The sequence below is a fragment of the Limosilactobacillus sp. genome, from assembly GCF_051873075.1.
Taxonomy (GTDB): domain Bacteria; phylum Bacillota; class Bacilli; order Lactobacillales; family Lactobacillaceae; genus Limosilactobacillus.
The window spans coordinates 1-25,860 of sequence record NZ_JBJEEM010000057.1 but is presented as its reverse complement, the minus strand read 5'-3'; the positions used below and the strand labels follow the sequence as shown (position 1 = coordinate 25,860).

The following is a 25,860-nucleotide window of genomic DNA, read 5'->3' as shown; positions in this document are numbered from 1 at the left end:
CGAAATAGGGATTCCTAAAAGGATCCCTATTTTTTGGTTTCACCAATAATTTTTTGATTCAATTTCTTAATAAATTTTTCTGTTGCTTCGGGCAGGTTCTCATCCTTATTTATCAATACGCCAAACTGGAAACTACTAGGAACCAAATCATTCAAATCGATATATTGCAACCCCTGTTTATCAGCCCAATACCGGTCTTTTAACTTTACGTTTCGGCCGATGCCTACTAAATCATTGGTCGTGATTGAGTTAACCAGGAACGCCCCGTCGTCAGAAGACAATGCCAAATCTAAGGGCCCACAGACAAACTGTAACTGGTCAAACGTCTTATGGTTAAACGGATCGTTGAAGATACAGTAACGCTGCTTTTTTAAAAGATCCGTCGTTAACTTACCATGGTAATGATAAAGTTTGCTATTGGGGCCAACCATAATACTCATCGAACTAGTGCACACTGGCAAAAACTCTAAGTTATTGGGCAGGCTGCTTAGCTCATCGTTAGACAGGGCCAAGTAACCGGCATCAATCCGATGTGACCGCACATTATTAATCACTGAACTGCCATGGCCAACCCGTATATCAAGATATACATCATTGGTCGTTTCTAAAAACTCAGCTATACATTCATTAATCACCGGGGTTAACTTAGTACTTACGTATTGAATGGTGATCTTTTCATTATGCACGTTGCTGTTGATCTGCGCGGTAACCTTATCCAATTGGTTTTTCGCTTTTAAAACCTGCAGCACCGAGTTTAAAATCTCATTGCCTTCCTTGGTCAGGGTCGTCCCACCGTAATTCCTGTTAAAGATTGGAAAGCCGAGTTCCGCTTCCAGTTGCGAGATCGAAGTACTGAGCCCCGGAATGCTGATATGAAGTGCCTTGGCTGCCTGATGAAGCGATTTGCTCTGTGATAATACCTCCACATAAAGGAGCTGCTCAAAATTCATCCTGATCTTCCTCCGCGAAACATGTTGATAATATTATTTTAATACGCCGAAGATTATTAGTCACATTCCCGAGTTGGCGAGGGACCTCAACTTAAAATAAAAAGCTGCCATTCCCCGAAAATATAGGGATGGCAGCACTTTACTAAAATTCATCCTATCAGCATTAAAACGTGGAAGAGGGGAGCGGACTAATTCTTCGCCTTACTTACGACCTCGTTAACGTATTCTTCGAAGCTCTTTGGCTTACGGCCCATCAAGTTTTCAAAGTCAAAGGCATTCCCCGCGTATGGGTGGTTGGAGTGATATGCAGCAATCCGCCCAATTTGCTCACTGGCGTGGGGATTATCTGGGAAGTGCGGAGCCGGCACGATATTAAACTTGGGCTCTTTCCCGGTGGCCTTACAAATGATTTCTACTTGTTGCTTAGTCGTATAGTTTTCTTCACCGCATAAGTCAAGGGATGCGTAGTAGTACTCGTCAGCGCTTAAAATGACTTTAGCGGCTGCTGCCGCGATATCGTCTAGAGAAATCAAATTACCAATCTGATCAGGCGTAATTGGTGCGGTATAAACCCCGGTTTCAAAGATCGAACCCTTCCCAGCGGGATAATGCATTTCCATATAGCCACTAGGCTTGAGAATGGTATAGTGCAGTTTTGAACCCATCAACATGTCTTCCACTTGGTATTTCTCCCAATGTTGCAGGAGGGCGGAAACCGTGTTAAGGCAAGAGCTAAAGATAAAGTGTTGAACGCCCGCTGACTCTGCGGCATTAATCAGCCGCTCCGCCATACCGACCATCCCCGAAAGGCCATCAGGCAATACCAGGAAAATCTTGTCTACTCCCTGAACCTCACGCTCAATTACATCATCACGGCGGAAGTCGCCAATGATGACTTCACTAGCGCCGAGCTTCTTTAACGCTTCTTCATGTTCTGGATTGGGGTCAACCGCGCGGACCTCAACACCGGCTTTGGCTAATAATGGAATTAAATGGTGACCAATGCGGCCATAGGATGCTGTTACTAATACTTTCATGTCTTGGTTCTCCTTACTTTTCATCGTCACTGCGCCACTTGAACAACGGGTTCTTCATTTTCTCGTGTTTTAATACGTGACTGTAAATATCCTTAATATTTTCATCGGTTGGTTCATAGATGGTGTCACTGTGATCAGGAAGGGTGATTAGGTGTTCACCCAATAGCCACAGGAACTCACGAATGCTCTTCCGCTGAAGATCCATGTCGGTATTAACAAAGTCACCCTTAACGGTCAGGCACTTTATAAACATCTTCCCATAATCAATCGTTTGTGGCTTGTTCGTCGCCGAGCACCAAATGACCGTGCCGAATGGTTTGGCGAGGTCTAAGCTCTGGTTGATTCCTTGGTTGCTACCGGAAGCATCAAGGGAAACATCAACGCCGCCGCCCATCGAATCCAGGGCTTTTTTAATATTTGCGATATCGTCGGGCTTAAAAGCATAATCGGCACCATTTTGCCGGGCCAGTTCGATCATTTTATCGTTACGATCCAGGACTATAATCGGGTGGGCACCACTGGCCTTGGCCACTTGCAAGGCAATTTTTCCCACAACCCCATAGCCAATGATGGCTAATGACTGGCCCATCTGTAGTTGGGCCATATGGAGGGAATAGATCGCCGTCATTCCTAAGTTATAGAAAACAGCATCGTCCAGCTTGACGTTATCCGGCACGTGGTAGACATCATCCGCTTTAACAAAAGTCAGGTTTGAGTGGGCACCATAGACCGGGGCACCAATAACTTTGTCGCCGACATGAAAGTCTTTAACCCCTTCACCAACCTTCAGAACATATCCGGCTGAACTGTACCCGGGAATGAACGGGAAGGTGGTTCCTAGAACAACGTGTGAGAGGTCACTCTCCAACCATTGGAATTCAGAGCTTTGACTGACCAATGAGAAATGATTTGAGATAAGAACCTCGCCCGGCTTCGGCTCCGCACTGATCTCTTCTTCGTGATACTCCGCAACTTTGGCTTTCGGCCAATAAACTGATTTTCGTAACATAATACATTCCCTCCTTGTTTATTAAAGAAGTAACAATCTTTACAATTCAAGGATAGGTTCTGTTGTGGTTGGCGTAAAATAGTTTTAAAATCAGAAGTATGATAGTTAAATCCGATACATCAAGGGAGAGTAATATGAACCAACGAGAACTTAGGTACTTTTTGGAAGTCGCACGCACTAAAAACTTTTCGAAAGCCGCCAGTAATTTATTTGTGACACAGCCAACAATCAGCAACCAAATCAAACGGCTCGAAGACGAGTTAGGGGTTCAGCTATTCACGCGTTCGTACCACAATATCTCATTAACGGCGTACGGCGAGCTCTTACTGCCTTCTGCCGAGAAGATACTGAATATGTATTCAAATTTACTCCAGCGATTCGATCAAATACAGCGGGTAACGGCAAGCTCCCACGCCCAGCAGCATTTAAAGATTGGGCTATACATTAGCGACGAAAAGAATAATATCTTAGATAAAATCGAGCTATTTAAGCGTGAATTCCCCAATATCAACATTACCGTCGACAACACCCTCGGGGATGACCTGGTGGGGCAATTAGTAAATCACCAGTTGGACATCGTGGTTGGGGCGATTGTGCCGCACAGTAAAATCAAATGGCGTTTTCTGTTTAACGATCGCTTTGTTGTCTACATCGCCGATCGCTTCATCAATAAGAAACAGAAGACCATCTCCAAAGATGAACTAGCAGGGAAAACACTGGTGGAACCGCCGTACCGGGGACTATCCTTCTATAAGAAGCAGCGCGATAAGCTTCTAAGGTGGCCCAAGACGATCAGCGTCAATTCCGCTGACGCCGGGCTCTCGAATTTGAAGCTCTCTGACTCGTTTATGTTTCTGCCCGCGGACGGGGTACAATTAACTGACCCGCATATTGTAAAGCTCCCGTTGAAGGACATCGCGGAAGAGAAAAATCGTTTCCCGGTGGGAATGGCGTTTTTAAAAGAAGCAAGCAAACCAGCTATTAGCGATTTCATCGCTTTTCAATCAATTCTTAGCGCTAATTAAAAACCGCCCAGCTAAAGCTAGACGGCTCGTATTGCTAGGACTGAAAAGGGGAGGGGTGTGACAATCGTACCGGAATTCAGGCTTTAAGAGAAAAGGGGAGGTGACCAGATTGCTAACACGATCACACCAAATCTGCAGTGTGGCATTAGTTGAAGCCCTGGCGTTAAATACAAGGGAACAAGGGATGCTCAGTGTTCCCGTAGTAGTTTCTTTATTAGCAGCAACGGCAATTGGCGCTTCAATTCCTGACATCGACCAGCCGAGCAGCAGGATTAACCACTGGCTCCCAGTTAATCTCGGCCATTTCTTCAAGCATCGGGGAATCACCCATACCATCCTTGGCTGGCTGGGATTTAGCATCCTCTTGTTTTGGCTGATGAATAAGGTGCATCCGCTCGTAATTTGGTGGCCACAAGACTGGTGGTCCGCTTTTTATCAGGGCTTGTCCATCGGCTACTTACTCCACCTGTTAGAAGACTACTTTAGTAACCGCAGCCTCAATTTATTTGCTCCCTTGATTCCCGTTAAAGGCCACAGGCGAGTGATTGACCATTGGTGGGGACCCGGATACCAAGTCGGTGGCGTCTTTGAACTTCTTTGTAGATACTTGGCGTTAATCGCAGTTATAGTGATGACTGTTTGCTGGATACTTAGGATAGTGAGTTAATCAAAGAGTTGATGTTGGTCTTTTTAAAGGTCTTGAAGGTGATAAAAGCTGTTTTCCCGTAGGGTGGTATTCGTAAAAAAGCAATTAGGTGCAATTAAGCAGAAAAACCGTCCAGCTAAATGCCAGACGGTCGATTAGCTCGCTAAACCATGCTATAATATAACCGTAACGGAGAATATATCATATTCAACAATTAGGCTGATAGCTTAACGGTAGCGCTCTTGTTCTGGTGTACTGCAATACACCACCAGCCAAGCGCAATAAAGAACGTCCCCAAAAAGATCAGCTCCTTATAGTAACACTCGTGCATTGGTGGTTGCCAGTGCACTTTTTTATTTTAGCATATATAATTTTACATGTTTTACTAATAGATAAAACTACTTGATAGTAATGCCTTTTCTTTTGTACTAACTAATGAAAGCGCTATAATATAAACAATGATAGTTATTATAGTTTAATGCATAGGCAACATTAGAAAGAAGCTGTTAATATGTCTAATGATAATCGGGTTGCAGTGGTTACTGGTGCCGGTCAAGGCATCGGTAAGGCGATCGCCGAACAGTTAGCTGATGACGGGTATGCTGTTGTAATCGCTGATTTAAACGAGGATAACGCCAAGCAGGTTGCGGAAAGCATCCAGCAAGCTGGTCATAAGGCCGTGGCGGTTCAAGGTGACGTTGCCAAGAAAGCCGATCACGAGAAGTTCGTTAAGGCTGCGGTAAATAACTTTGGTCGGCTGGACACTTATGTCAATAATGCCGGGATCATGATTGTCAAGCCGGTCATGGACATTAACGAAGACGACCTTGAAAAGATCTACCACGTCAACGTCTTCGGTGATCTTTGGGGAATTCAAGCCGCGGTTGCCCAATTTAAGAAGCAAGCTGATGGCGACAAGGTCCGTAAGATCATCAACGCCTCAAGTGTTGCTGGCCACTTTGGGGATGCCTTAATGGCCGCATATGGTAGCACCAAATTTGCCGTTCGTGGATTGACTCAGGTAGCTGCTCAGGAGTTTGGCAAACAGCACATCACGGTCAATGCTTATTGCCCAGGCATCGTTGATACGCCAATGTGGAAGCAAATCGACAGTGACATGGTAAAGCTGCTTGGCGGCCATCCTGGCGATTATTGGAAGAAATTCTCAAGCAGTATTTCGGTTGGTAAACCAGAAACGCCCGCTGAAGTTGCTGATTTTGTATCCTATCTGGCATCGCCTAAATCAGACTATATGAACGGCCAAGCGGTCCAGATTGATGGTGGGATGCGGATGATTTAACTAGAATTAAAGCTCTTGTTACCAGTAAAATCCGGTTAACAAGAGCTTTTTTAATATTAGGGAAGACACTTTATTTCTAATCAACATGTCATTAAAATTATAGTTTTAATGATTCAGCAAAGTCAATGAATATATCATCAATATAGTTTATCGTAAATAGCTTATTGTCAAACTCATGGTATTAGATTCCCAGTATTTCTTTTTGCGTTTGGATTGTTTGCGCCCAATCCTGTGTATCCGCTACTTCATCAGCAAATTCAACATGCCGTTTACGAATACTAAAACTAAAGATTTGTAATGGATTAATATAACCCTCTAGCTTTTTAGCATGTAAAGGAATGAAAAAGTCTTTTAGACGATTATTACGTGCATGAGTTATTGGAACGACAATAACAAGTCCCGTAATCAAACTATACTCTTTTGAACTTAAGACTAACGCAGGATGTCTCCCACGAATTTCTTCTCCGGTTGACGGTTTAAAGTTAATCCATATTAAGTCTTGCCTGCTAGGAATGTATTGATTATTAAAGGAGTTCGTTATCATCTACCTCTCCTTCGACAAATCCCGTATCATCTCCGTCATACAAATGACTCTTAACATACTCAGGGTCCTCAAAAGGATTCTTCTTTTTTGGCAGGTAGACAATAGCTCCGTCTCGACCTTCATATACCTCGTACTCTTTTTGTGGATTTTTAATGGATTTGGGGACAGTCAGAACATTGGATGTCCCAACCTTTCTGATTTTTACTGTCATAACAATCTTCCCTTTCACACTAATATATATTTTATATATATTATATCATAAAATCCATTACTACCAGTTGACAGATACCTCAACTTTTATTATGTCTGAGAGCTATTTTTAATTATTTTCGTTGAAAACTCCTTTAGATCTTTATGGAACAGCTCATTATGGCTGCCAACTCTAATTAAACGAATAGTTTTGTTTAAACACACCATCTATTATAAACATCATTTTTTGTTCGTTCGTCGTCTTTTAGAAGGCTTGAAAAAATATATGTCGTTTAGGTCAAACCCATCATTGGACACTAATTTTTCATCATTATTGGCTCCAGGGTGGATGGGATGAAGTGGCGGATTCTTTTCACTTAAACGGTTTCTGATTGTGTACACATTTTTCCCTTCTAAGTTCTCAGCTAGAAGATCTCTTATTCCTTTTTCTTTGTCTGCTCCATACAGGTATTCGATAAGGCGCGGCTTTAATTTTTCCTCCACCGGCGCCGATTTTTCTTTCTTAGAAGCGGCGGATAAACTTCTGCCCCAGCAAGGAATAACATACGTAGCCTTTTCTAACCAGTCGGCGAGGAAGTCTTGATTTTCTGCGCCGATAAGTCTAGTAAATTTTTCCTTAAGCGGAGTCGCGTCATCGCCTAATATATATTGCCCATTCATTCGAGCGGTCCGACAGCTAATCAGATCGATCATGATAAGCTCTTTTATCTTCTCGTCAAAAGTATTACTAATTAGCTTTATGAGGTTCCGCCTTGTGGGATCCAGGCTTTCAAATTTTTTGTACGCTTCGCTAACTTCCTTCTTTGTATACTTATCTTTATTCGCTATTTTTCTAACTTCGTTTCGCAGCGTTTTGTCTTTTTTTGCGCGCTCACTTGCCACCTTGGACCAGACAGCAGAATCTTCTTCTCCGCGATTGGTCCCAGGATTCCAGCCGATTGCTAATACGGTCGCGCCGCTATTACTCAACGCAATTTTTGAATACGTATAGTTGGGGCTTTTTGTTTCAACGGTATCAATTAAAATGGTATCTTCACTAATCTGAAGATCTTGTAATGACCCATACGCTACACTATTCATCAAGTATTTTCCTACTTTACTTTGCTCGCCCACTTTATAAGTTTGATGAAATAAATCTTTTTCAAAATCTATCATAGATGATTACCTACCCCTTTCATCTTTCGTTAGCAATTAGTATATCCTAAACAATTATTAGATAACAGCCCTTGCTAAAGCATGCTCAGTACATTCGCTGATGCATAACGAAGCATCCCCGTTTAGAATGCTTTGCCCCAAGTCCTGAGATTAGCCCTACTAAACCGCCTCGCCTAATCAGTCCTATCCTGTACCTGCGTATGCAAAAGACATCGATTAGGAAAAATTACAGGCTGAATAAGAAACCCGCTGCTTTTGCAACGCCTCTTATCCAGCCCGTAGTTTTTACAAACCCGCTGAACTTAGGCTATTCAATTTTGGTTAATTTAGCAAATGATGTTTTATTTTCGTCAAGTCCGCCGGCACACTACTCTTGCCCCACTGAGGTTTAGTGGCCCGATTAAAAGGTTTTAACAAAAAAGACATGCTCTACAGCAATTTACCAAGAACATGTTTTTTTATTCATCAATGCGTTTCAATTCAGTTCGGCAATAGTAGCAGTTGACATGGCCGTACTTCTTGATCAAGCTCTTAACCTGACTATGGTTAAATTCATAGTGCTCATGACAGTTTGGACACACAAAATATTCTTTCTTCGTGATAAGATCTAATAACATTCCCAATATCTACAACTCCCCCAATTTTTAACATATACCATCATACACTATTGCCGACAGCTTAAACAGGTCTCTATTGATTTTATTATAAAGAATTAACACTAAATACTACCGATTTCATTCATGTAAGCGCTATTTAGTATATGTTAAAATAAAGAAAAACCGTTTACTAAGGAGGAGATATTAATGCAAATAGTAAAGCTTGGCGACGCTACTCTCCCAGCCATCGGAGTTGGTACCTGGCATATCGGGGATAATCCGCAACAACGCTTAACAGAAATCAAAGCAATCCGAACCGCCCTCGATCATGGTGCCACCGTTATCGATACAGCTGAAATGTATGGCATGGGCCGAGCTGAAGATGTCGTCAAGGACGCCATCGCCGGTTACTCCCGGGAGAAACTTTATATCATCGACAAGGTTCTCCCGGGAAATGCCAGTCACCGCCAGCTAGAAACGAGTCTTGATCAGAGCTTGAAACGCGTCGGCACGGATTACTTTGACCTTTACCTGTTACACTGGCGCGGTGCAGTTCCGTTAGGAGAGACCGTGGATGCGTTGGAAGCAATGGTCAAAAAGGGGAAAATCCGGCACTGGGGCGTTTCCAACTTCGACGTGGCCGACCTGCACGAACTGTGGCAGCTGCCAAACGGGAAAAACTGTCTGGCCAATGAGGACCTGTATAACCTCGACGAACGTGGCATTGAGTTCGACCTCATCCCCCTAATGAACAACCACCATCTGCCGCTAATTGCCTACTCCCCGCTCGCCCAAGCCGATACGATCTCAGGCCGGCTTACCGCGGATCCCCTTTTACAGGAATTGGCAGCTAACCACCATGCTAGTGTTTATCAGATAATGCTCGCCTGGACACTGCGCCACGGCAACGCTCTCAGCATCCCCAAGGCTGCCACGCCTCAGCACGCCCTTGATAATGTCAAAGCCTTGGAAATTTCCCTTGCTCCTAATGAATTGGCTGCGCTCAGCAAGCATTTCCCATCTCCGACGAGCAAGCAACCTCTAGCAACGATTTAAACTAACAAGCTCCCTTGCAGGAATTACCCAGCAAGGGAGCTTTATTTATTTTTGCTTTACCAGCATCACATTACCATCTGCGGTATTACTATACACCACATACTTTCCAGAAAGCTTGACAACCGGGGTGGCGGCACCCAGCTTTAGACCCTTGATAGAGTACTCACCAGCAAACTCGCCAACCTTTTCAAATAGTGCCGGGACCGTCTCCTGATCGGTAATAATCACTTCAAATTCGCCATCAACCCCGCCGTTGCTAAAGTAAACGGCAGTCCCGTCGGCCTGGTTGATCGTCACCCGACCATTCGTCGTTGACTGCTTAATCTCTTGTCGCATTGCTTAGCGCTCCTTTGTCTTATGATCACTCTTCAGTTGGTTGAGGAGTGCCGCATCACGGTCAGCAACCATTTGCTGTCCAGCATCCCCCTGCCAATCATAGAAGCCTTGACCAGATTTTAGCCCCAGTTTACCATCATCAACCATCTTTTCAAGGGTGGGATCGGTCTTCGTGGCATTTGCTAAGTCGGCATAAAGGTATGAGCTGATGTTCTTGAAGACGTCCAAGCCCCCTAAGTCTGCACTGGCGATTGGGCCAACCAAGTTCCACCGCCGTCCCAGGCTGTATTTAATGATGTCGTCAACTGCCTCAGGGCTCGCAATCCCTTCGTCAACAATGTGGAAGGCCTCACGCAACACGGCAAGCTGGATCCGATTGCCCACAAAGCCCAGTGCCTCCTTCTTCAGGGGGACAGCGTGTTTACCAATCTTATTCATCAACGCCACTGTTAGGTCAACGGTTCCCTGGTTGGTCTGCTTCCCTGGTACTACCTCAACTAAGGGCATTAATTGTGCAGGGTTCCAGAAATGAGCAACTACAAACCGTCCTGGCCGTTCGAGGACGCTCTGCAGGGCCGTTGGACTCAGACCAGAAGTGTTGGTAGCCAGGACTGCTTCTGGTCCCACCAGTTGTTCTACTTCCCGCCAAACCCGTTGCTTGATTTGCTGGTCCTCGACGACTGATTCGATGACAAAATCGGTATTCTGACAGGCCTGTGCCAAGTCCGTCGTGCACGTAATCCGCTTCAAGATTTCGTCTGCCGGCTCTGTTAATAGCCCCGCCTGCTCAAAGGTCGCTAGGTCATGGGCAATTGCTTTCTGTCCCCTCTGCAACCCTGCTTGCTGGTAATCGTATAGCCGAACTGGATAACCAGCCATCGCAAACTGGAGAGCCGTCGCATGGCCCATTGTTCCGGCACCAATATTGGTAATTGTTTTGATATCTGTTAACTTCATCTCATAACACCCCTTTATCTGGCTATTAATTTGATTATACCATTTTACATTGCTCAACATGTTACTATAACTAATGAATAGGGGATGATTAAATGCAAAATAATAATAGGCAAAAATACATTAGCAAGAAAATGTCCTATGCCCTCCGTCACAATCCCGCCAAGTATGGCATTAAACTCGATGAGTACGGATACACGGACCTAGATCACTTTATCGCTGCCATTAACCACGTTCACCACCTGGCCCTAACCAGGGATGACATCGCCAAGGTAATTGCCCAGAGCGATAAGCAGCGTTTTGAAATCAAGGGTATACGAATCTGTGCACTCTATGGCCATTCCATTCCGGGAATCATTCACCACCGGGAAGCCACCCCGCCAGCACGACTTTATCACGGCACCGCCCGACGCTTCTTACCCAGCATCCAGGAACTCGGTCTGCTCCCAATGCAACGTCAGTTCGTCCATCTTTCAACGGATATCCAAACTGCCTACCAAGTCGGTGCCCGTCATGATAATTACCCAGTTATCTTAGAAATTGACACTAAGGCGGCTTTGAACGCTGGAATTAAATTTTATGTTGGCAATGAGCAAGTTTGGCTAGCAGATGAAGTTCCGGCCCGCTTTTTCCGCATTTTACCAAATAATTCAAGAAATTCTTAAAAAAGGCTTTACGAATCCCATTTTTCTTGATAATATAATACTCGTTCGTTAAGGAACGCAGATATGATTTCGGAAAATAGCTCAGCTTGGTAGAGCACCTGGTTTGGGACCAGGGGGTCGCAGGTTCGAATCCTGTTTTTCCGATTTTTTATTTTTAAACTTAAAGAAGCACCTGATCGTTTGAATAATCAGGTGCTTCTTATTTATTATTGCTGAATTCTTTTACGCAGGTGCGGAACCAGCCACCAGGCCAGTGCCCCACCGATAATTCCCTGCAGGAGGTTACCCCCGATACTCAGGAGACCGACCATCCAGGTATGGTACATGAAGGAGTCGCTAAAGAAGTAGCAAAGTGTCATAACCACTACCCCGGCCATCAGGGCCAGGCATTGGTAGCCACGCCGATTACCAGCCCGTCGTGATAAGTAACCGGCTGTTAATCCTTCCAGTCCATGAGCAATCAGGGAAAACAGGGCGTACTGGGGGTAACCCGACAAGAGGTCCAAAAACATCCCCCCGAAACCACCAACTGCCGTTCCGTAGGCTGGACCCAGCAACATGGCCGCAATCAAGATCCCGGCATCACAGAGGTTAATGTAACCATGGGTCCACGGAATTGGAATGATAAAGAAGCGCCCTAAAACAACCGCCAGCGCCAACAACAGGGCAGCCAGGGTCAGACGACGCAAACGCTGGTTATTCTTCATTTAGTCATCCTCCTGACGCTTCTTGTTGAAGGGATCCCAGGTATACTTAGCGTGAGGACCACCAATATACTTAGGACGTGATGACAAGTAAGTGGTGTGGGCCTGCCCGATCGTCTTCACGGACGTCCGGACCGGGACCTGGACGAATTTAACCTGCATGCCAATTGCGGTATCACCAATGTCCATTCCGGCATTCGCCTGGATATGTTCAACTTCGATCGGTTCCTTAAAGTTCTCAAAGGCCGCAATCTGACCAGCCCCGCCAGCATGGATCTGCGGGTAAACCATTACCTGCTCAAGACCGTACTCCTTAGCAACCGCCCTTTCAACGACTAAGGCGCGGTTAATGTGCTGGCAACCCTGAACTGCCAGGTGAATCCCTAGTGGCTGCAGGACATCAAGGATCGTCTTCACAATTACTCGACCAATCTCAATGCTCGAATCTTCGCCGATCTGTCCCCCGCGGACCTCGCTGGTACTCAGCCCCAGAACGAAGAGGTCGCCTGCCTCAAGGTGTGCCTGGTCAAGCAGCTCAGTCAATCCCTGCTTGGTCTGTTGCTTGATTTGGTTCAAATCTACCATATTAATCAATCACGCTTTCTCTTGATTTTCTCACGATAATCTCATCGATTGCTAATATTTTAACACAACTAAATAAAACCGTCACCTCGTTCCCGAGATGACAGTTTTTAGTTTACCGTGGATCTGGATCGGCTCGCTTAACTAGTTGCATAATCAGGTAGTCACGGGCATCCTGCTCTGACATTTTGACCCCGTTGATAGTCAGTGACCCAGCATTTAATTCTGCAGCATCCCCGTGGCCCTTTAGAACACGATCAACCATCTTTGGATCATCATAATACCGATCCAGCAGCTCAGCCGTGGAAAGCTGACGCAAGACCTCGGCGTATGCCTTATTCTTCTCCAAACGCATAAAAACACTCCCCCTCAATTAACTTGGTGCTCCTTATTATAGCACTTTGGTAGTATAACAGTTGGATAACGACTCGCCTACGACGATACGTTATAATAGGGATGAGTAATCATGATTTTATGGAGTGAATATTTTGGAAGCAGATAAATACCTCAAGCTGATCAACGAGGAGCTCACCAAGCTCCCGGACTACGTCAATGAATATTACCTCGGCACCAACCATGCCGTCACTACTACTTACCAGTACCTGACGGAGATCCGGCGCTTCTTCGACTGGTTGCGAGTTAGCGGCCTAGTCGATGCAAAAGATAATCAAAGTATTCCCGTCGACGCCCTGGCCAAGCTCCGGCGCAATGATATTATGTTGTACATCGACCACCTGAAGCACAGCACCAACGCGCAGGGCCACCTGAACTCGCCAACCTCAATTAACCGGTCCATCAACGCCCTACGCTCGCTATTTAAGTTTCTGACGGTGACGGCCGATGTTAAGGACGGGGAACCCTACTTCTACCGTAACGTCATGCTGAAGATTGACGCGCTCAACGATACCAAGACCCTGAACTACCGTGCCCATACCCTTGCTTCCCATATGTACCGCGGCCAGATGAAGTTTGACTTTATCAACTTCATCGAGAATGAATACCCGCAAAAGTGCGACAAACGGGCTCGAAAACCGTTCAAACATAACCGAGAGCGGGACATTGCGATCATCACCCTCATCCTTGGTACCGGGGTTCGGGTCTCGGAAGCGGCAAACGTCAACCTGGGTGACCTCAACCTCAAGCAACAGCTTCTCGACGTTACCCGTAAAGGGGGCCAGCGGGACTCGGTTCCAATTGCTCCCTGGGCAATCCCCTACCTGCAGAGTTATTTACGGGTTCGGGCCCAACGCTACCATGCCGTAAAGAAGGATGTGGCCTGCTTTTTAACTGTCTATCACGGGGAAACGCGACGGATGACGGCTAATTCCATTGAGCGGATGGTTAAAAAGTACTCAACCGCCTTCGGTCATCCCCTAACCCCCCACAAACTCCGTCACACCCTTGCCTCAGAACTCTACGACGTAACCAAAGACCAGGTCTTGGTAGCGCAGCAGCTGGGCCAGAAGGGAACTTCCGCGACGGATCTCTACACCCACGTCGATCAAAAGCAGCAGCGCGCGGCCCTGCAAGAAATCAGCGATCACCCCGATCAGCATTAAAAAGCAACCAGTGAGTTTTTCAAATTCACTGGTTGCTTTTTTATTACTCAATAACAGTTATCCGTGCATGCCTGATGGCCCATGGGCTCAACTCTTGGCCAATTCCCGGATGATTAGGAAGCTGGTACTGGCCGTTCACTGGCTGGTAGTGGCACTTTCCAGACTGATAATTAGCAGCCTTAAGATTGATTTCATGCTCCTCGTGGATCACGAAGCTGCTGCAGGCGGCCTCAAACTGAAGGGCAGTGGCAGTAGCGATCGGACTGCCGCAGACGTGGAGCTGCAATCCGACCCCGTTCGTCTCTGCTAAGGCGGCAATCTTGAGTGCCGCGGTAATCCCGCCGCAGTTACCCAGGTCCGGCTGAACCATTGCCACATCCTTGATCAGCGGCAGGTAGGTCTGGGGACCAGTAAGGTGCTCACCGACCGCCAGATTAGCCCCCGTCTCCCGGGCCAGTTGGACGGTCTGGGCCGGATCAATCGTCGGCAGCAGTTCCTCATAGTAGTCGATCCCCAATGGGGCCAGGCACTGAACCAACTGCTGAGCGGACCGGCGCGTGAGGTTGGCATGGCAATCGATGATAATCCGCATGTCCGGGCCGACTGCCTGCCGGATTGCTGCCACCCGCTGGTAATAACAATTAAGCTGCGCGGGGCTAAGCAGGCGGCGATTAGTGACCAGGCTGTGCTCACGTTCCTGGGTAATCGGGTCAACCTTGATTGCCGAATATCCCTGGTCAACGGTCCGCTGCGCCAAACGGGCAAAATCACGCGGTGCAGTCACGTAGCGCGAAAACGGCCCCCACCCATACTCGATATGGCTAGCATAGGCCGGTAACTGATCGCGAAGTTTCCCGCCCAGCAATTGGTAAAGGGGCTGGTGAATACTTCGGGCCTTCAGATCCCAAATGGCGGTGTCCAGGGCACTGATGGCGGCATACATGATACTGCCCGGGTTCTTTGCCCAAAAGGTATGCTCATAAAAATCGGTCCAGATGGCGTTGCTTTCCCAGGCGCTACGGCCGATAATGCGGGGCGCCAACTCTTTCAAAACACCGACGACCCCAGTGGCGCCGGTACCATAGGCAAGCCCGGCTTCACCCCAGCCGCGTTGACCGGCCGTCGTCTGGACCATCACCACTACCGGGTGCCAAATTGGCGCGAGTTGCCCCCAATCTAACTGGAAGATGGTTACCCGACTAATCGGCATGATTCTTCACCGTCCTAACGATCTTATCGGCAATTTCCATACTGGCCCCTGCCGCCAGCAGGTCATCGAGGCCCAAATCCATTAATTTCTCCTGGAGGGCCGATTGGTCGAGGGGCTGGCCAGTCAGCTGATTTTCTAACCGATCAGCAGTCGCCTGGTCCATTGAAATCAGGTCGCCATGGATCTTCACGTCGGTCAGGTGATGATCACGAAGATTAAAGCCTAGGCCAAAGCTCCCAACACCATGGAAGTAGGCGTCAATGTAATAATCCGTTAACCCGCTACCATAGATCCACTGATGGGTGCCAAGTTTCTTCTTGGCTAATTCCTTAATCGCCGACCATTCGGCAGGCGTCAGGCGCCGGGTCTGAATATCGGGGTTGAGGGCCCGGACGTGTTTGAGGATTAGCTGCTGAAGGTCATCCCGGGTAAAACCGTCCTGATTGATGAATGGCTTCAGGTTGGTAACCCGGCTGCGGACCGACTTAATCCCCTTATCAGCCAGTTTTGATTTCGACGGGGTCAGCGCGGCGTTGGCCATTGCCGTGTCCACGTCGAACATCAGGGTCCCGCCGTAGAGCACCCGGTCCTCGATTTGGGCAAACGCCATCCCTGAGAACTTCTTCCCCTGGTAGGTCAGGTCATTGCGCCCGGTCTGCTGAGCATCGATGCCGACCTCGTGCAGGGCCGTCAGGATGGGCTGAATGTAATGAGAGAACTTAGGGGTCTTGACCTTCTGGGCCGTGTCAATATAAACAAAAGTCAGGTCCCCAGGATCCACAAAGACCGCCCCACCACCAGGATTGCGCCGGACCAGGCCAATATTGTGTTCCCGCAGGTACGGGAAATTCACCTCGTGGTAGACATCCTGGTAGTGGCCTAGGATCACCACCGGTCCCATCGGGTGGTAGAAGTACAAGAGTTCCTGACCGTGAAACTGGGGTGCCTTCTGCAGGTAGACTGATAGTGCCTCTGGGATGACCGGATCCTTAAAATATTCTTCATCTTCACTGGTATCAATATAAATCATTTTATACACCTTCTCAGGTTAATTATATGCCTTATCCAGCAAAAATGTTTGAAAACTCTCAGGGTGATTAACGCTGCGCCCGTTTGAACAGGTAGCGATCCAGGAGGGCCCGATAATGCAGCTCGCTTTCGTCCGCTAATAGCAGGCGACCAGTCTGGTCGAATTGGTACCCGCCCCACATGTGCTGACCAATCGGGCTAATCAAGGTAGATTGGACGATCCGCAACAGGCCAATCGTATGCTGCAGATCAAGGTAGCCCAAGGCAACCACGTCTCGCGGATCAATATAATTAAAGATCCGACAGCGAAGGTTCAAGGCCTTCTTTCGCTGTTGCACATTCAAGAGCCAGTAGAGGTTCGGCCCTTCGTATAGCCAGGCTCCCGCCACCTGGTTCGGGTAGCGGCAATTAGCCAGGGCAAACTGTCCATTGATGGAACCCAGGGAGTGCCCGTAGAGATAGAAGATGGCCGTTGGATTAGCGGCCATCAATTGGTTTAACCAGTTTGCCGCGGTCCACATCTCGGCGGGGATAGTTGGCAACTGGTGGAGGATGGCATCCCCCACCGGCAGGTTGACCCGCAGCCATTCGTTTGTCCAGGTCGTCGGGTCACCATTTTTAATCCCGGAGGATCCCCGCAGGAGCACGACCTTTTCCCGAGCAGTGTGCCTTACTACCGTCGCTCGGAACCCGTCAGCGGTATTGGCGACCCGCTCGACTTGTCCAATAATCAGCTGGCCCGGCAATTTCACCAGCTGGCCAACTCGCCAGTTACGATATTCGCGTTGGGCCAGCTGTACCCGCTGGCGGTCAGTCAAGTTCATACTCACGTCAATACCTCCCGTTTATAATTATCTTCTTTTTTCACCCGAACGCAATCAGCTATTTTCCATCTATTTGATAAGTATTGTATAATACCAATTAATACTTTTAAGGGAGCGTCTCTTATGTTATATGATGCAGCATTAGTCCTGGAAGGCGGGGCCTTTCGGGGGCAGTATACCGCCGGCGTGGTTGACACCTTTTTGGCTCACCACATTGAATTTCGCAGCGTGATCGGGGTTTCGGCCGGGTCGTTGTGCGGAGCCAACTTCGTCTCCAAGCAATATGGCCGCCCGGCGACAATCAACATCCACCACCGTCACGATCGCGACTACATTTCATTTACCCACCTGCTTCACCGCCGGAGTATCATCAACCTGGATTACTTGTTCGAAGACCATGGTTGGCAATGGCATAACTTTAACGACCAGGCCTACCAGCGTTCGGCCTCGCACTTTACGGCCGTGGCCACCCGGTTGACTGATGGGAAGGCCGTGACCTTTACCGACCCGGTTGGGGATGACCTTACCCGCGCACTGAAGGCTTCTTCTTCGATGCCAATCATTTCCAAACCGCAGCGGACCAGCAAGGGACTGTGTCTGGACGGCGGGGTGGCCGACTCAATCCCATACGACATCGCCCAGCAACAGGGCTACAAGAAAATCGTGATTGTCCGGACCCGCGATATCAACTACCATAAGAAGCCGGCCAGTCGAAGCTTGACCCAGCTTCTTCACCGCTACTATCCAGACTACCCGCTTTTTGTTAAGGCGGTCATCAACCGACCAACCGTTTATAACCAACAGGTTGACGAGATCAACCGGCTCACCGAAGAAAAGCAGTTCTTCACCATTGCCCCCCAACACCCGGTCAAGGTCAGCCGGATTGAGGGCAACACTAAGAAACTGGTCAAGTTATACGAAACGGGCAAGCAGGAAACTAACGCGGTTTTGCCGCAATTGCTTAGCTACCTTGAGCAGTAATCTTCAGAAACAAGTAAACTAGCGACCAATAAGTGTTATACTAAAAGCAGAAATTAAACAATCGCATTAGGAGTGTCCGTGTGCCGGACTGAGATACGCTCATCAAGCGTGGATTCTAGAACCTGTGAGTTAGTGCTCGCGTAGGAAAATGCCTATATTGCAAGCCGCCAATCGGGTTCTTCCGATTGGCGGTTTTTATTTTGGAAAGGGATGTTTGTAGAATGGAAAACACTGATTTGCCCTGTCAGTTGGTCGACCGCGTCCGCCGCAAGAACCCGGTGGTCTTAACCATTGCCAACGACGTCACTGCTGACAAGGTGGCCGACGGTCTAAGTGCCTGCGGGGCCTCACCGATCATGTCGAAGGCACCCGAAGAAGCTGGCGAGCTGGTTAACCTATCCGATGCCATCACGATCAACCTTGGCACGATCAACCAAACACAGTTGGCCCTGATCCGGGCCGTCTTGGACGCCAACGCGGGCCGGCGCCCAGTAGTTCTCGATCCCGTGGCCGTCGGGAGTGTTAGCTACCGGCTGAAGATTGCTAAGCAACTGCTCACCGACTATTACTTCACCGTCATCCGCGGAAACGCCAGTGAGATCGCAGCACTAGCCGGCTATGACAGCACCGGCCACGGCATTGATGCCGGTGAAGGCCAGCAGTCCCCCGTCACGGTCGTCAAGCAGTGTGCCCAGCGCTACCACACCTGTGTTTGTCTCACGGGAGCGACCGACATTGTGACGGACGGGCAGGATACCTTCATCAATCCAACGGGGACAGCCATGCTGACCGTCAACGTGGGCAGTGGCGACATGCTATCCAGCATCACCGCCGCCTACCTCGTCGTTAGCGATACCCCCGTCGTCGGCAGCGCCCTGGCAGCCAAGTTCTTCAGCGTTGCCGGTGCCCTGGCGGCCCAGCAGTCAACCGGACTCGGTCAATGGCAATCATGCTTCTTCGATGAATTAAGCCAGCTGGATAGCCAAAAACTGGTCAATCAATTAGCAAAAGAAAGGAACGATAATGATGACAAATGATTTTCCGCAAACACTGACGATCGCAGGAACCGATAGCGGCGGTGGTGCCGGGATTGCAGCCGACCTGAAGACAATGCAAATGCGACACGTCTTCGCTACCATGGTCGTGGTCGCGGTCACCGCCCAGAATACCCTGGGAGTTCAGGATGCCTTCCCAATGCCGCTCAAGATGGTCGATGAGCAGTTTGCGTCACTTGCCGCGGATTTGAACATCCGGGCCTGCAAGACGGGGATGCTGGCTGATGCCGACCACGTCAAGGCCGTTGTCCGCAACCTCAAGAAGTACGACTTCGGTCCCCTCACCGTCGACCCGGTGATGATTGCCAAGGGGGGCGCCCCACTGCTCAGCGAAGACGCCATCAGCGTTGTCCGAGACGAACTGGTTCCGCTGGCTGACCTGGTGACCCCGAACCTCCCCGAAGCCGAGAAGTTGACGGGGATGACCATCACGACTGAAGACGAGATGATCGCCGCTGGAAAGAAGCTGCAGGCGCTCGGTGCCAAAAACGTCCTGGTTAAGGGCGGCCACTTCAACAGTGCAGACGAGGCTAATGACTTTGTCCTGCTCGAAAGCGGTCGTAGCTTCTGGCTGACCGCCCCGCGGGTTGATACGCATAACACCCACGGAACCGGCGACACCATTTCAGCATGCATCACAGCAGAACTGGCTAAGGGTCATACCATGGAAGAAGCCATCCGGATCGGTAAGAACTACGTTGAAGCCACCATTCGCGATGGGATCAATGTCGGCCACGGCCATGGTCCCCTCAACCACTGGGCCAAGATTGAGGAGGACAAATGATGACTGTTTTTGATCCTAACATGCTCCGGGTCTACCTGGTCGGTGGCACCCAGGATACGGGAAACGACCCCGACCGGTTCCTACGCGATGTTGAAACGGCCCTGAAAGCCGGGGTCACTGCCTTTCAGTACCGTGAAAAGGACGGCTCTCTGCTTAATCACGCCGAGACCGTTCAGCTGGCCCATCGTTTGCGTGAACTTACCCGGCAATACCAGGTTCCTTACTTTATCGACGATGACGAGAAACTGGCCCTGCAGGTCGAAGCGGATGGCGTGCATGTCGGCCAAAAGGACCAGCGAATCGAAAAGGTAATCCAGCGGGCTGGCGGGAAACTTTTGATCGGCTATTCCTGCAATACCGCGGCGGAGATCGCCAAAGCCAACCGCTTATCGGCTGTTGACTACATCGGTGCGGGACCGGTCTTCACCACCAACTCTAAGGGAGATGCCGATCCCGCCATCGGGGTTGAGCAGTTGAAACAATTGAACACTGCCAGTCAGCACCCCATGGTGGCCATTGGCGGGATCAGCCAAGCCAACCTGACCGACGTCCTCAATACGGGTGTTGCCGGGGTAGCGGTTATTTCCATGATTCTCGGCAGTAGCGATATTGCGGGCACCGTTGAACTGATGCGGGCGGCATATAAGTAAAAAGCTAGGCCTTATCATCACGGGGCTCTGAAGTGCCTCATAATTGTTAGACAAATTTCTAATGATTGTGAGGCACATTTTTATAACCAAATATTCTCCAGAATCAAAGGCACAGATTATTTATGAATCCCTATGCCTTAAGTACAAAACTATCGTATCGCTACATTCACTATTTTAATTGCGAGCGAATATCCTTGAAAACAAAAGGTATGTCCCGGTTGAGTACCGAAATCATACCTTAACAGCTTAAATATTCAATTTTGCCTAACCTTTTTTGCTTGCACTTCATGTCCAAGTTGGTACTTTTCCCTCTACTTTGAATTTAGTTCAAATGGCCCTACTTCAGCCTTATTTTTACAACCGGCGAAGCCTTTTTCTTTGCAGTTTGCTTTCGCCAAAAGGCCTGCAAATAATAAACAGCATAGCAAGCAATGACAAACGGTACTGTGCAATACAGGGCAATTCGTTGTTGCGGATCAAACCAAATTAAGACACAAGAAAGAGTGCTCGCAATCAAAGCAAACCAGGGAACAACGGGGTACCATGGCGTCCGGTACTTCAATTCACTCAAATGATGACCAGCTGCTAAAAAGCGCCGTCGAAAAATCAACTCACAAAGGGAAATAGCAATCCACACGAAGACAACGGCTAAACCAGAAATGGAGACAAGAACCAGGTAGACTGAGTCCGCAGCATAAATACTGGAAAGTAAGGCTAAAACACCGCCAAGCATACTTAACAAAAGTGCCAATACTGGAATCCCCCGTTTATTAGTCCTAGCAATAACTGCAGGAATCGTCCCTTCATTAGCTAGTGACCAAAGCATCCGGGTCGAAGCATATAAACCGGAATTAGCAGCAGAAATGATCGCAGTTAAGACAACAAAGTTCATTAAATCAGCGGCATATGGAATTCCCATCTGGCTAAAGACATAGACAAATGGACTCTGCGTAACCCCGGCTCTTTTATAGGGAATTAAGGAAGCCATTACAATCATACTACCGACAAAGAAAATGATTAATCGCCACAAAGTAGTATGAATTGCTTTCGGTAAAGTCTTTTCGGGATGCTTCGTTTCGCCTGCTGTAATAGCGATTAACTCTGTTCCAGAAAAAGCAAAGTTAACCGTCAGCATTGTCATAAATAAGCCCCCGAGCCCGCTTGGAAATAAGCCATCCTTAGTAAAATTGCTTAGAAGTGGCGCATGCTGGTACCCTTTAATCGGAATAACCCCAACAACTGCTAAGGTTCCTAGTAAAATAAAGGAACAGATGGCGACCACTTTAATCAAAGCTAGCCAAAATTCGCTCTCAGCAAATGCTTTAACCGTAAAAATATTTGAAAGAAGAATAATAACGATAAAAAGCAAGCTCCACCACCAGACAGGAACATGGGGAAACCAGCGCTTCATTATTAAACCGGCCGCCGTAAATTCCGAGCCCATAGCAATCGTCCAGGTTAACCAGTATAGGATGGCAACCGTAAAGCCAGTTGCGGGCCCAATTAAGTTTTTAGCGTAGACATGAAATGCACCAGTATAAGGCATTGCAACACTTAATTCCCCCAAACACAGCATTACAGCATAAACAATTAAAGCACCAATGAGGTAGGCAATAACCGTTCCCAGCGGACCCGCCTGATGAATCGTGTAGCCTGAACTAAGGAAAAGGCCAGTGCCGATAACCCCACCAAGGGCAATCATTTGAATATGACGGGCGCTCATCTCACGTGCTAAATGTGTCTTTTTGGCCATTATCATTCAACCCCTTTCAGGTATTCATGCAGTTCAGCAATATCCCGCGGTGTGGTAGTGCAGCATCCCCCGACAATCGTCAAGCCAGCACCTAACCATTGTGGTAAATAGCTGGCAAGACTTCGCTCTCCCTTTGGATAAGTCCATGTTTTAGTCTGGGGATTGTAAATGGCACTGGAATTTGGATAAGCAATAATTGCTTTATCCGTTGCCTCGTGAATTAGTTCAACGGCAGGCGCAACCTCTTCCAAAGGAATACAATTAACACCGATTGCGAACACATTCAGATATTTTGACACTGCTTTGGTTGCTACCGATAAAGGTGTGCCATCTGCTAAACTATTATGATCTTTCAACGAAAAACTAACGTAGCATGGAGTATCTGGCGATAATTTTTGAGCTAAAGCCAATTCGGCAAGAACCTCATCAAGACGCGGCTGAGTTTCAATTGCAAGGACATCAACGCCAACACTTAAAATATCAGTTAACCGTGGGCGATGAAATTGCTGATATTCTGCAGTACTTAGGTGATAATCACCAGTATATTCACTCCCGTTAGCAAGGTATGCACCGTAAGGGCCAAGCGAGCCGGCAACATAATTATAAGTTCCCGTTTTCTGTTGATATTCGTCCCGAGTCTCCTTAGCTAAGCTGACCGCCCGCCGAACCAACTCGTGTGCTTGATGTTCAGAATATCCATTATTAACAAATGCTGGGATATTAGCCTGATAAGTGTCCGTAATGGCTAAACGAGCCCCGGCGTTAAAATATTCGCGATGAACTTGTTTAACTAATTCTGGTTGTTTGGCAAGAACACTTGCCGTCCATAATGAATTATTTGTTTCTACCCCGAGCTGTTCTAACGCTGTCGACATTGCCCCGTCAATTAATAATGGTTTTGTTAGTTCTTCAGTAATTTTAGTTGTCATCCTTACAGCCTCCTTATAAATAAAAAAACGTCCCTTGAAAAGAAGTTGATCTCTTCAAGGGACGTTTTAATCGCGGTACCACCCTACTTCAGGAAATATCAATTTTCCTGCACTCACGCAAACTTATTGCAACAATAAATTTGTAGCCGTGTTAACGGTGGCCAAACCGTGATCTGCTAATCATTCACCGATCAATCGCTCCCGAACCATCTTCATTAACTTTAGAAATACTGCATTTCACCAATCACAGTTCTCTGATAAATCTATCATTAATTACTCATTCGTTCTCAGCGAATTCTCATATAAATTGTGATTAGTATATCGAGCCCGCAATGTGATGTCAAGAATATTTTAATGTTATTTGGTACCATGGGCGCCAGCAAGGCAATTAAAAAGCTGCTTACGCTCAATCCCCATTTAAAAAGGGGGCACTGTATTTAGAACTATCATGTCTTCCAAACATCAAGTGAGTTTTCCGTTTCATCTGTACCCTTAGCAGGTATTGATATAAGGTTGCGTCTATCAATCCAAATCGCTAAATTTCCTTACAATTTAGCCACTTCTTCCGACAAAGTCAGCAGGATAAAACAGGCCACAATAAATACCGTCAGCAAAATTACATAGCGCCGTTGCGGATCCCTTTTCATCGCCATCCCCTCCTCGCCTTCATTAATAAAGCCGGAACAGCAAGAGTAGACAGCCAAAACAGAATGCGCTAAATTATTGTGGTAAGGGGTGAAATGTATGGCAGATGAACAATACAAATACGACGAAAATGGTTTCCGCGAGGATCTGAAGGGCCGCGACGACGTTCTTCACCAACCAGACGCGGACCGTTCCAGCTGGGACACCCAGGAACTCGATTACGACCAGACCGTGGCCGTCTTGACCGGCAAGGAAACCGTAAAGCCAGAAATGCAATTCAACGATGAGGTCCTCGAAAAAGTTCGACAAGAAATGCCTAAAATCGACGATACGGCCGTCGACAAGGTCATTGAGGACAAGTACCAGCAGATTCTGCTGGCTCGCTACAATGTTGACCAGGAAGAAAACGTTACGATTCAAGACGATGACCAGCAAAAATAATTTGATGCCAAAAAAGGACGATGTTCATGAGGTTTGTGAACATCGTCCTTTAATTATATATTAGGCGAAGAAGGCCTTCGTTTGCAGCCACTTTGACAAGGAGATCGAAATTGCGACCCCCATTGCCAATGGCAAGAATGCGGAGAAGTTCAGGTGACAAACTTCAAACAGCATAAACATCGCCATCAATGGTGCCTGTTGCGAGGCGGCCAGCAGGAAAGCAGCCCCTAAGGCCGCGGCCTGGGCCATCGTTACGCCAGGCACGAAGCTGATGTAGGCCATCCCCGCAAAGGCGCCGATTACCGCCCCTACCGCGATTGATGGCGTCAGGACACCACCGTAACCGCCGCACTTCATGACAAACAGGGTCACGAGGACCTTGGCGACCAGGCCAAAGAGCAGGGCCAAAATCACAGCCTTGCTATGCGAAGTAGTATTCATGGCCATCTGTGCCAGCCCTCGACCATTCCCCATGATCTGGGGGAAGAAAGCGGCAATTCCACCGGTAACTGCGGCGACTGCTGGCAACTGCGCCAAAATGTTGATCTTCGTTGCCCGGTGAGCCTTGGCTACACCAATGTATTTCTTAAACAGGGTGCCCAAGAAACCGCAGACCAGTCCAAGGACCAAGGCCAACGGAAGGCTCTGCAGCTGAAAGGTCTTAGACCCAACCAGATAGTACGGCTGGTAACCCTTAACGATTGAGCCGATCAGCGTGGCGATTACGGACATCGTCAGGCTGACAGCAATAACCCGGGCGTTAATCTTCTTGTACAGCAGTTCCATGCAGAAGACGGCACCGGTGATGGGCGCAATATATACCCCGGCGAATCCGGCCCCCGCCGCAGCGGCCGTGATCATCCGTCGATCTTCAGCGTCTAATCCCAGAAAGCGGTTGTCTTGGAAGAGGTCCTCCCACTTCTGCGCCAGCGCGGCACCAGCTTCTCGTGGTGCCAGTTCCCGACCGATGGAATTCCCGGTCCCTACGAAGAAGATCTGTGTGTAGACATGAATCAAGGTCTTCGCCAACGGCATCTGTTGACCCTTGACGGCCTTCCCCAACTTGACTGGCTTGTAGTTCCGTTGCAGGAGATACCAGATGATTGCCGAAATGATCCCCCCAATCAAGACCGAGGCAAACCGGCGCATTCCCCCGGCGGAGACGTCAACCGGAATTAGATTCGTCTCCTGAAAGTGGAGGAAGAGGTGCTCCGTCAAGTCCAGGACGACG

At 48.1% G+C, this 25,860-nt stretch carries 28 protein-coding genes, 1 tRNA gene, 1 riboswitch and 1 other annotated feature; of the genes, 12 read left to right on the top strand and 17 right to left on the bottom strand.

Features of this window, described 5'->3' with window-relative positions:
* Positions 1-26: 26 nt before the first annotated feature.
* The 3 genes from ACI31J_RS06475 to ACI31J_RS06465 all read right to left on the bottom strand — a co-directional run bounded on the left by ACI31J_RS06475 (position 27) and on the right by ACI31J_RS06465 (position 2,996).
* Positions 27-950 carry a LysR family transcriptional regulator gene (locus ACI31J_RS06475; RefSeq protein WP_439773614.1) on the bottom strand — a complete coding sequence of 308 codons (924 nt, stop codon included), beginning with the start codon at positions 948-950 and terminating at the stop codon, positions 27-29.
* A gap of 188 nt (positions 951-1,138) precedes the next feature.
* Positions 1,139-1,987: an SDR family oxidoreductase gene (locus ACI31J_RS06470; RefSeq protein WP_439773613.1), complete on the bottom strand. Its 849-nt coding sequence runs from the start codon at positions 1,985-1,987 to the stop codon at positions 1,139-1,141.
* 13 nt (positions 1,988-2,000) lie between these two features.
* Positions 2,001-2,996, bottom strand: a complete 996-nt coding sequence (locus ACI31J_RS06465) for a zinc-binding dehydrogenase (protein WP_439773612.1) — start codon at positions 2,994-2,996, stop codon at positions 2,001-2,003.
* A gap of 134 nt (positions 2,997-3,130) precedes the next feature.
* Here ACI31J_RS06465 and ACI31J_RS06460 point away from each other — a divergent pair, with 134 nt between their 5' ends.
* The 3 genes from ACI31J_RS06460 to ACI31J_RS06450 all read left to right on the top strand — a co-directional run bounded on the left by ACI31J_RS06460 (position 3,131) and on the right by ACI31J_RS06450 (position 5,967).
* Complete coding sequence (locus ACI31J_RS06460; RefSeq protein ID WP_439773611.1) at positions 3,131-4,021, top strand: LysR family transcriptional regulator; 891 nt, start codon at positions 3,131-3,133, stop codon at positions 4,019-4,021.
* A gap of 109 nt (positions 4,022-4,130) precedes the next feature.
* Positions 4,131-4,688, top strand: coding sequence for a metal-dependent hydrolase (locus tag ACI31J_RS06455; RefSeq protein WP_439773610.1), 558 nt, complete (start codon positions 4,131-4,133; stop codon positions 4,686-4,688).
* A 490-nt stretch (positions 4,689-5,178) separates the two neighbouring features.
* Positions 5,179-5,967: an acetoin reductase gene (locus ACI31J_RS06450; protein WP_439773609.1), complete on the top strand. Its 789-nt coding sequence runs from the start codon at positions 5,179-5,181 to the stop codon at positions 5,965-5,967.
* A 181-nt stretch (positions 5,968-6,148) separates the two neighbouring features.
* Here ACI31J_RS06450 and ACI31J_RS06445 read toward each other — a convergent pair whose 3' ends face one another.
* From ACI31J_RS06445 to ACI31J_RS06435, 3 genes are all read right to left on the bottom strand, one after another.
* Positions 6,149-6,511: a type II toxin-antitoxin system PemK/MazF family toxin gene (locus ACI31J_RS06445; protein WP_439773608.1), complete on the bottom strand. Its 363-nt coding sequence runs from the start codon at positions 6,509-6,511 to the stop codon at positions 6,149-6,151.
* Positions 6,492-6,722 (bottom strand): AbrB/MazE/SpoVT family DNA-binding domain-containing protein, encoded by a 231-nt coding sequence (locus tag ACI31J_RS06440; protein WP_439773607.1) that lies wholly within the window; start codon positions 6,720-6,722, stop codon positions 6,492-6,494. The genes ACI31J_RS06445 and ACI31J_RS06440 overlap by 20 nt, the downstream gene beginning before the upstream one ends.
* Before the next feature lie 218 nt (positions 6,723-6,940).
* Positions 6,941-7,876 carry a hypothetical protein gene (locus ACI31J_RS06435; protein WP_439773606.1) on the bottom strand — a complete coding sequence of 312 codons (936 nt, stop codon included), beginning with the start codon at positions 7,874-7,876 and terminating at the stop codon, positions 6,941-6,943.
* An 803-nt stretch (positions 7,877-8,679) separates the two neighbouring features.
* Between ACI31J_RS06435 and ACI31J_RS06430 the strand changes: the two genes are divergently transcribed.
* Entirely contained in the window at positions 8,680-9,528 is an 849-nt protein-coding gene (locus ACI31J_RS06430) for an aldo/keto reductase (protein ID WP_439773605.1), read from the top strand.
* Between the two features lie 45 nt (positions 9,529-9,573).
* Here ACI31J_RS06430 and ACI31J_RS06425 read toward each other — a convergent pair whose 3' ends face one another.
* Together ACI31J_RS06425 and ACI31J_RS06420 are read right to left on the bottom strand one after the other, a co-directional pair.
* Complete coding sequence (locus ACI31J_RS06425) at positions 9,574-9,864, bottom strand: hypothetical protein (protein ID WP_439773604.1); 291 nt, start codon at positions 9,862-9,864, stop codon at positions 9,574-9,576.
* A 3-nt stretch (positions 9,865-9,867) separates the two neighbouring features.
* Complete coding sequence (locus ACI31J_RS06420; RefSeq protein ID WP_439773603.1) at positions 9,868-10,821, bottom strand: 3-hydroxyacyl-CoA dehydrogenase family protein; 954 nt, start codon at positions 10,819-10,821, stop codon at positions 9,868-9,870.
* A gap of 92 nt (positions 10,822-10,913) precedes the next feature.
* Between ACI31J_RS06420 and ACI31J_RS06415 the strand changes: the two genes are divergently transcribed.
* On the top strand, positions 10,914-11,483 hold the full coding sequence (locus ACI31J_RS06415; protein WP_439773602.1) for an RNA 2'-phosphotransferase: 570 nt from the start codon (positions 10,914-10,916) through the stop codon (positions 11,481-11,483).
* Between the two features lie 70 nt (positions 11,484-11,553).
* A tRNA-Pro gene (locus ACI31J_RS06410) sits at positions 11,554-11,627 on the top strand.
* Positions 11,628-11,689: 62 nt separating this feature from the next.
* Here ACI31J_RS06410 and ACI31J_RS06405 read toward each other — a convergent pair.
* From ACI31J_RS06405 to ACI31J_RS06395, 3 genes are all read right to left on the bottom strand, one after another.
* A complete protein-coding gene (locus ACI31J_RS06405) occupies positions 11,690-12,190 on the bottom strand; it encodes an ECF transporter S component (protein ID WP_439773601.1) in 501 nt (166 codons plus the stop codon).
* The gene (locus tag ACI31J_RS06400; RefSeq protein WP_439773623.1) at positions 12,191-12,772 is read right to left on the bottom strand and encodes a TIGR01440 family protein; all 582 of its coding nucleotides are present in this window, start codon (positions 12,770-12,772) and stop codon (positions 12,191-12,193) included. It lies immediately after the preceding gene.
* A gap of 112 nt (positions 12,773-12,884) precedes the next feature.
* Positions 12,885-13,124 (bottom strand): hypothetical protein, encoded by a 240-nt coding sequence (locus ACI31J_RS06395; protein ID WP_439773600.1) that lies wholly within the window; start codon positions 13,122-13,124, stop codon positions 12,885-12,887.
* A gap of 133 nt (positions 13,125-13,257) precedes the next feature.
* On the opposite strand from ACI31J_RS06395, the gene xerS reads away from it, so the two are divergent.
* Positions 13,258-14,328: a tyrosine recombinase XerS gene (gene xerS / locus ACI31J_RS06390; RefSeq protein WP_439773599.1), complete on the top strand. Its 1,071-nt coding sequence runs from the start codon at positions 13,258-13,260 to the stop codon at positions 14,326-14,328.
* Between the two features lie 43 nt (positions 14,329-14,371).
* Here the strand turns inward: xerS and ACI31J_RS06385 are convergent, their stop codons facing one another.
* The 3 genes from ACI31J_RS06385 to ACI31J_RS06375 all read right to left on the bottom strand — a co-directional run bounded on the left by ACI31J_RS06385 (position 14,372) and on the right by ACI31J_RS06375 (position 17,397).
* Positions 14,372-15,538, bottom strand: coding sequence for a mandelate racemase/muconate lactonizing enzyme family protein (locus ACI31J_RS06385; RefSeq protein ID WP_439773598.1), 1,167 nt, complete (start codon positions 15,536-15,538; stop codon positions 14,372-14,374).
* Positions 15,528-16,568, bottom strand: a complete 1,041-nt coding sequence (locus tag ACI31J_RS06380; protein WP_439773597.1) for a lipoate--protein ligase — start codon at positions 16,566-16,568, stop codon at positions 15,528-15,530. Before ACI31J_RS06380 ends, ACI31J_RS06385 begins: the two co-directional genes overlap by 11 nt.
* Positions 16,569-16,635: 67 nt before the next feature.
* Positions 16,636-17,397, bottom strand: coding sequence for a hypothetical protein (locus tag ACI31J_RS06375; protein WP_439773596.1), 762 nt, complete (start codon positions 17,395-17,397; stop codon positions 16,636-16,638).
* A 117-nt stretch (positions 17,398-17,514) separates the two neighbouring features.
* On the opposite strand from ACI31J_RS06375, the gene ACI31J_RS06370 reads away from it, so the two are divergent.
* The 4 genes from ACI31J_RS06370 (at position 17,515) to thiE (ending at position 20,861) form a co-directional block, all read left to right on the top strand.
* Positions 17,515-18,372 carry a patatin-like phospholipase family protein gene (locus ACI31J_RS06370; protein ID WP_439773595.1) on the top strand — a complete coding sequence of 286 codons (858 nt, stop codon included), beginning with the start codon at positions 17,515-17,517 and terminating at the stop codon, positions 18,370-18,372.
* A 58-nt stretch (positions 18,373-18,430) separates the two neighbouring features.
* Positions 18,431-18,536: riboswitch (TPP riboswitch) on the top strand.
* Positions 18,537-18,593: 57 nt separating this feature from the next.
* Positions 18,594-19,409, top strand: a complete 816-nt coding sequence (gene thiM, locus ACI31J_RS06365; RefSeq protein ID WP_439773594.1) for a hydroxyethylthiazole kinase — start codon at positions 18,594-18,596, stop codon at positions 19,407-19,409.
* Positions 19,399-20,211, top strand: coding sequence for a bifunctional hydroxymethylpyrimidine kinase/phosphomethylpyrimidine kinase (gene thiD / locus ACI31J_RS06360; protein WP_439773593.1), 813 nt, complete (start codon positions 19,399-19,401; stop codon positions 20,209-20,211). The genes thiM and thiD overlap by 11 nt, the downstream gene beginning before the upstream one ends.
* Entirely contained in the window at positions 20,211-20,861 is a 651-nt protein-coding gene (gene thiE / locus ACI31J_RS06355) for a thiamine phosphate synthase (RefSeq protein ID WP_439773592.1), read from the top strand. Before thiD ends, thiE begins: the two co-directional genes overlap by 1 nt.
* 337 nt (positions 20,862-21,198) lie before the next feature.
* Here the strand turns inward: thiE and ACI31J_RS06350 are convergent, their stop codons facing one another.
* Positions 21,199-22,614, bottom strand: a complete 1,416-nt coding sequence (locus ACI31J_RS06350; RefSeq protein WP_439773591.1) for an amino acid permease — start codon at positions 22,612-22,614, stop codon at positions 21,199-21,201.
* A gap of 2 nt (positions 22,615-22,616) precedes the next feature.
* Complete coding sequence (gene mmuM, locus ACI31J_RS06345; protein WP_439773590.1) at positions 22,617-23,543, bottom strand: homocysteine S-methyltransferase; 927 nt, start codon at positions 23,541-23,543, stop codon at positions 22,617-22,619.
* 54 nt (positions 23,544-23,597) lie between these two features.
* Positions 23,598-23,841: a binding site (T-box leader), on the bottom strand.
* 446 nt (positions 23,842-24,287) lie between these two features.
* Here mmuM and ACI31J_RS06340 point away from each other — a divergent pair.
* Positions 24,288-24,629: a hypothetical protein gene (locus ACI31J_RS06340; RefSeq protein ID WP_439773589.1), complete on the top strand. Its 342-nt coding sequence runs from the start codon at positions 24,288-24,290 to the stop codon at positions 24,627-24,629.
* 60 nt (positions 24,630-24,689) lie between these two features.
* Here the strand turns inward: ACI31J_RS06340 and ACI31J_RS06335 are convergent, their stop codons facing one another.
* A complete protein-coding gene (locus ACI31J_RS06335; RefSeq protein WP_439773622.1) occupies positions 24,690-25,853 on the bottom strand; it encodes a chloride channel protein in 1,164 nt (387 codons plus the stop codon).
* Positions 25,854-25,860 lie beyond the last annotated feature (7 nt).

Coding starts and splice junctions, on each gene's coding strand:
- ACI31J_RS06475 (WP_439773614.1), bottom strand. CDS start 950: ATGAATTTTGAGCAGCTCCTTTATGTGGAGGTATTATCACAGAGCAAA.
- ACI31J_RS06470 (WP_439773613.1), bottom strand. CDS start 1,987: ATGAAAGTATTAGTAACAGCATCCTATGGCCGCATTGGTCACCATTTA.
- ACI31J_RS06465 (WP_439773612.1), bottom strand. CDS start 2,996: ATGTTACGAAAATCAGTTTATTGGCCGAAAGCCAAAGTTGCGGAGTAT.
- ACI31J_RS06460 (WP_439773611.1), top strand. CDS start 3,131: ATGAACCAACGAGAACTTAGGTACTTTTTGGAAGTCGCACGCACTAAA.
- ACI31J_RS06450 (WP_439773609.1), top strand. CDS start 5,179: ATGTCTAATGATAATCGGGTTGCAGTGGTTACTGGTGCCGGTCAAGGC.
- ACI31J_RS06445 (WP_439773608.1), bottom strand. CDS start 6,511: ATGATAACGAACTCCTTTAATAATCAATACATTCCTAGCAGGCAAGAC.
- ACI31J_RS06440 (WP_439773607.1), bottom strand. CDS start 6,722: ATGACAGTAAAAATCAGAAAGGTTGGGACATCCAATGTTCTGACTGTC.
- ACI31J_RS06435 (WP_439773606.1), bottom strand. CDS start 7,876: ATGATAGATTTTGAAAAAGATTTATTTCATCAAACTTATAAAGTGGGC.
- ACI31J_RS06430 (WP_439773605.1), top strand. CDS start 8,680: ATGCAAATAGTAAAGCTTGGCGACGCTACTCTCCCAGCCATCGGAGTT.
- ACI31J_RS06425 (WP_439773604.1), bottom strand. CDS start 9,864: ATGCGACAAGAGATTAAGCAGTCAACGACGAATGGTCGGGTGACGATC.
- ACI31J_RS06420 (WP_439773603.1), bottom strand. CDS start 10,821: ATGAAGTTAACAGATATCAAAACAATTACCAATATTGGTGCCGGAACA.
- ACI31J_RS06415 (WP_439773602.1), top strand. CDS start 10,914: ATGCAAAATAATAATAGGCAAAAATACATTAGCAAGAAAATGTCCTAT.
- ACI31J_RS06405 (WP_439773601.1), bottom strand. CDS start 12,190: ATGAAGAATAACCAGCGTTTGCGTCGTCTGACCCTGGCTGCCCTGTTG.
- ACI31J_RS06400 (WP_439773623.1), bottom strand. CDS start 12,772: ATGGTAGATTTGAACCAAATCAAGCAACAGACCAAGCAGGGATTGACT.
- ACI31J_RS06395 (WP_439773600.1), bottom strand. CDS start 13,124: ATGCGTTTGGAGAAGAATAAGGCATACGCCGAGGTCTTGCGTCAGCTT.
- ACI31J_RS06385 (WP_439773598.1), bottom strand. CDS start 15,538: ATGCCGATTAGTCGGGTAACCATCTTCCAGTTAGATTGGGGGCAACTC.
- ACI31J_RS06380 (WP_439773597.1), bottom strand. CDS start 16,568: ATGATTTATATTGATACCAGTGAAGATGAAGAATATTTTAAGGATCCG.
- ACI31J_RS06370 (WP_439773595.1), top strand. CDS start 17,515: ATGTTATATGATGCAGCATTAGTCCTGGAAGGCGGGGCCTTTCGGGGG.
- thiM (WP_439773594.1), top strand. CDS start 18,594: ATGGAAAACACTGATTTGCCCTGTCAGTTGGTCGACCGCGTCCGCCGC.
- thiD (WP_439773593.1), top strand. CDS start 19,399: ATGACAAATGATTTTCCGCAAACACTGACGATCGCAGGAACCGATAGC.
- thiE (WP_439773592.1), top strand. CDS start 20,211: ATGACTGTTTTTGATCCTAACATGCTCCGGGTCTACCTGGTCGGTGGC.
- ACI31J_RS06350 (WP_439773591.1), bottom strand. CDS start 22,614: ATGGCCAAAAAGACACATTTAGCACGTGAGATGAGCGCCCGTCATATT.
- mmuM (WP_439773590.1), bottom strand. CDS start 23,543: ATGACAACTAAAATTACTGAAGAACTAACAAAACCATTATTAATTGAC.
- ACI31J_RS06340 (WP_439773589.1), top strand. CDS start 24,288: ATGGCAGATGAACAATACAAATACGACGAAAATGGTTTCCGCGAGGAT.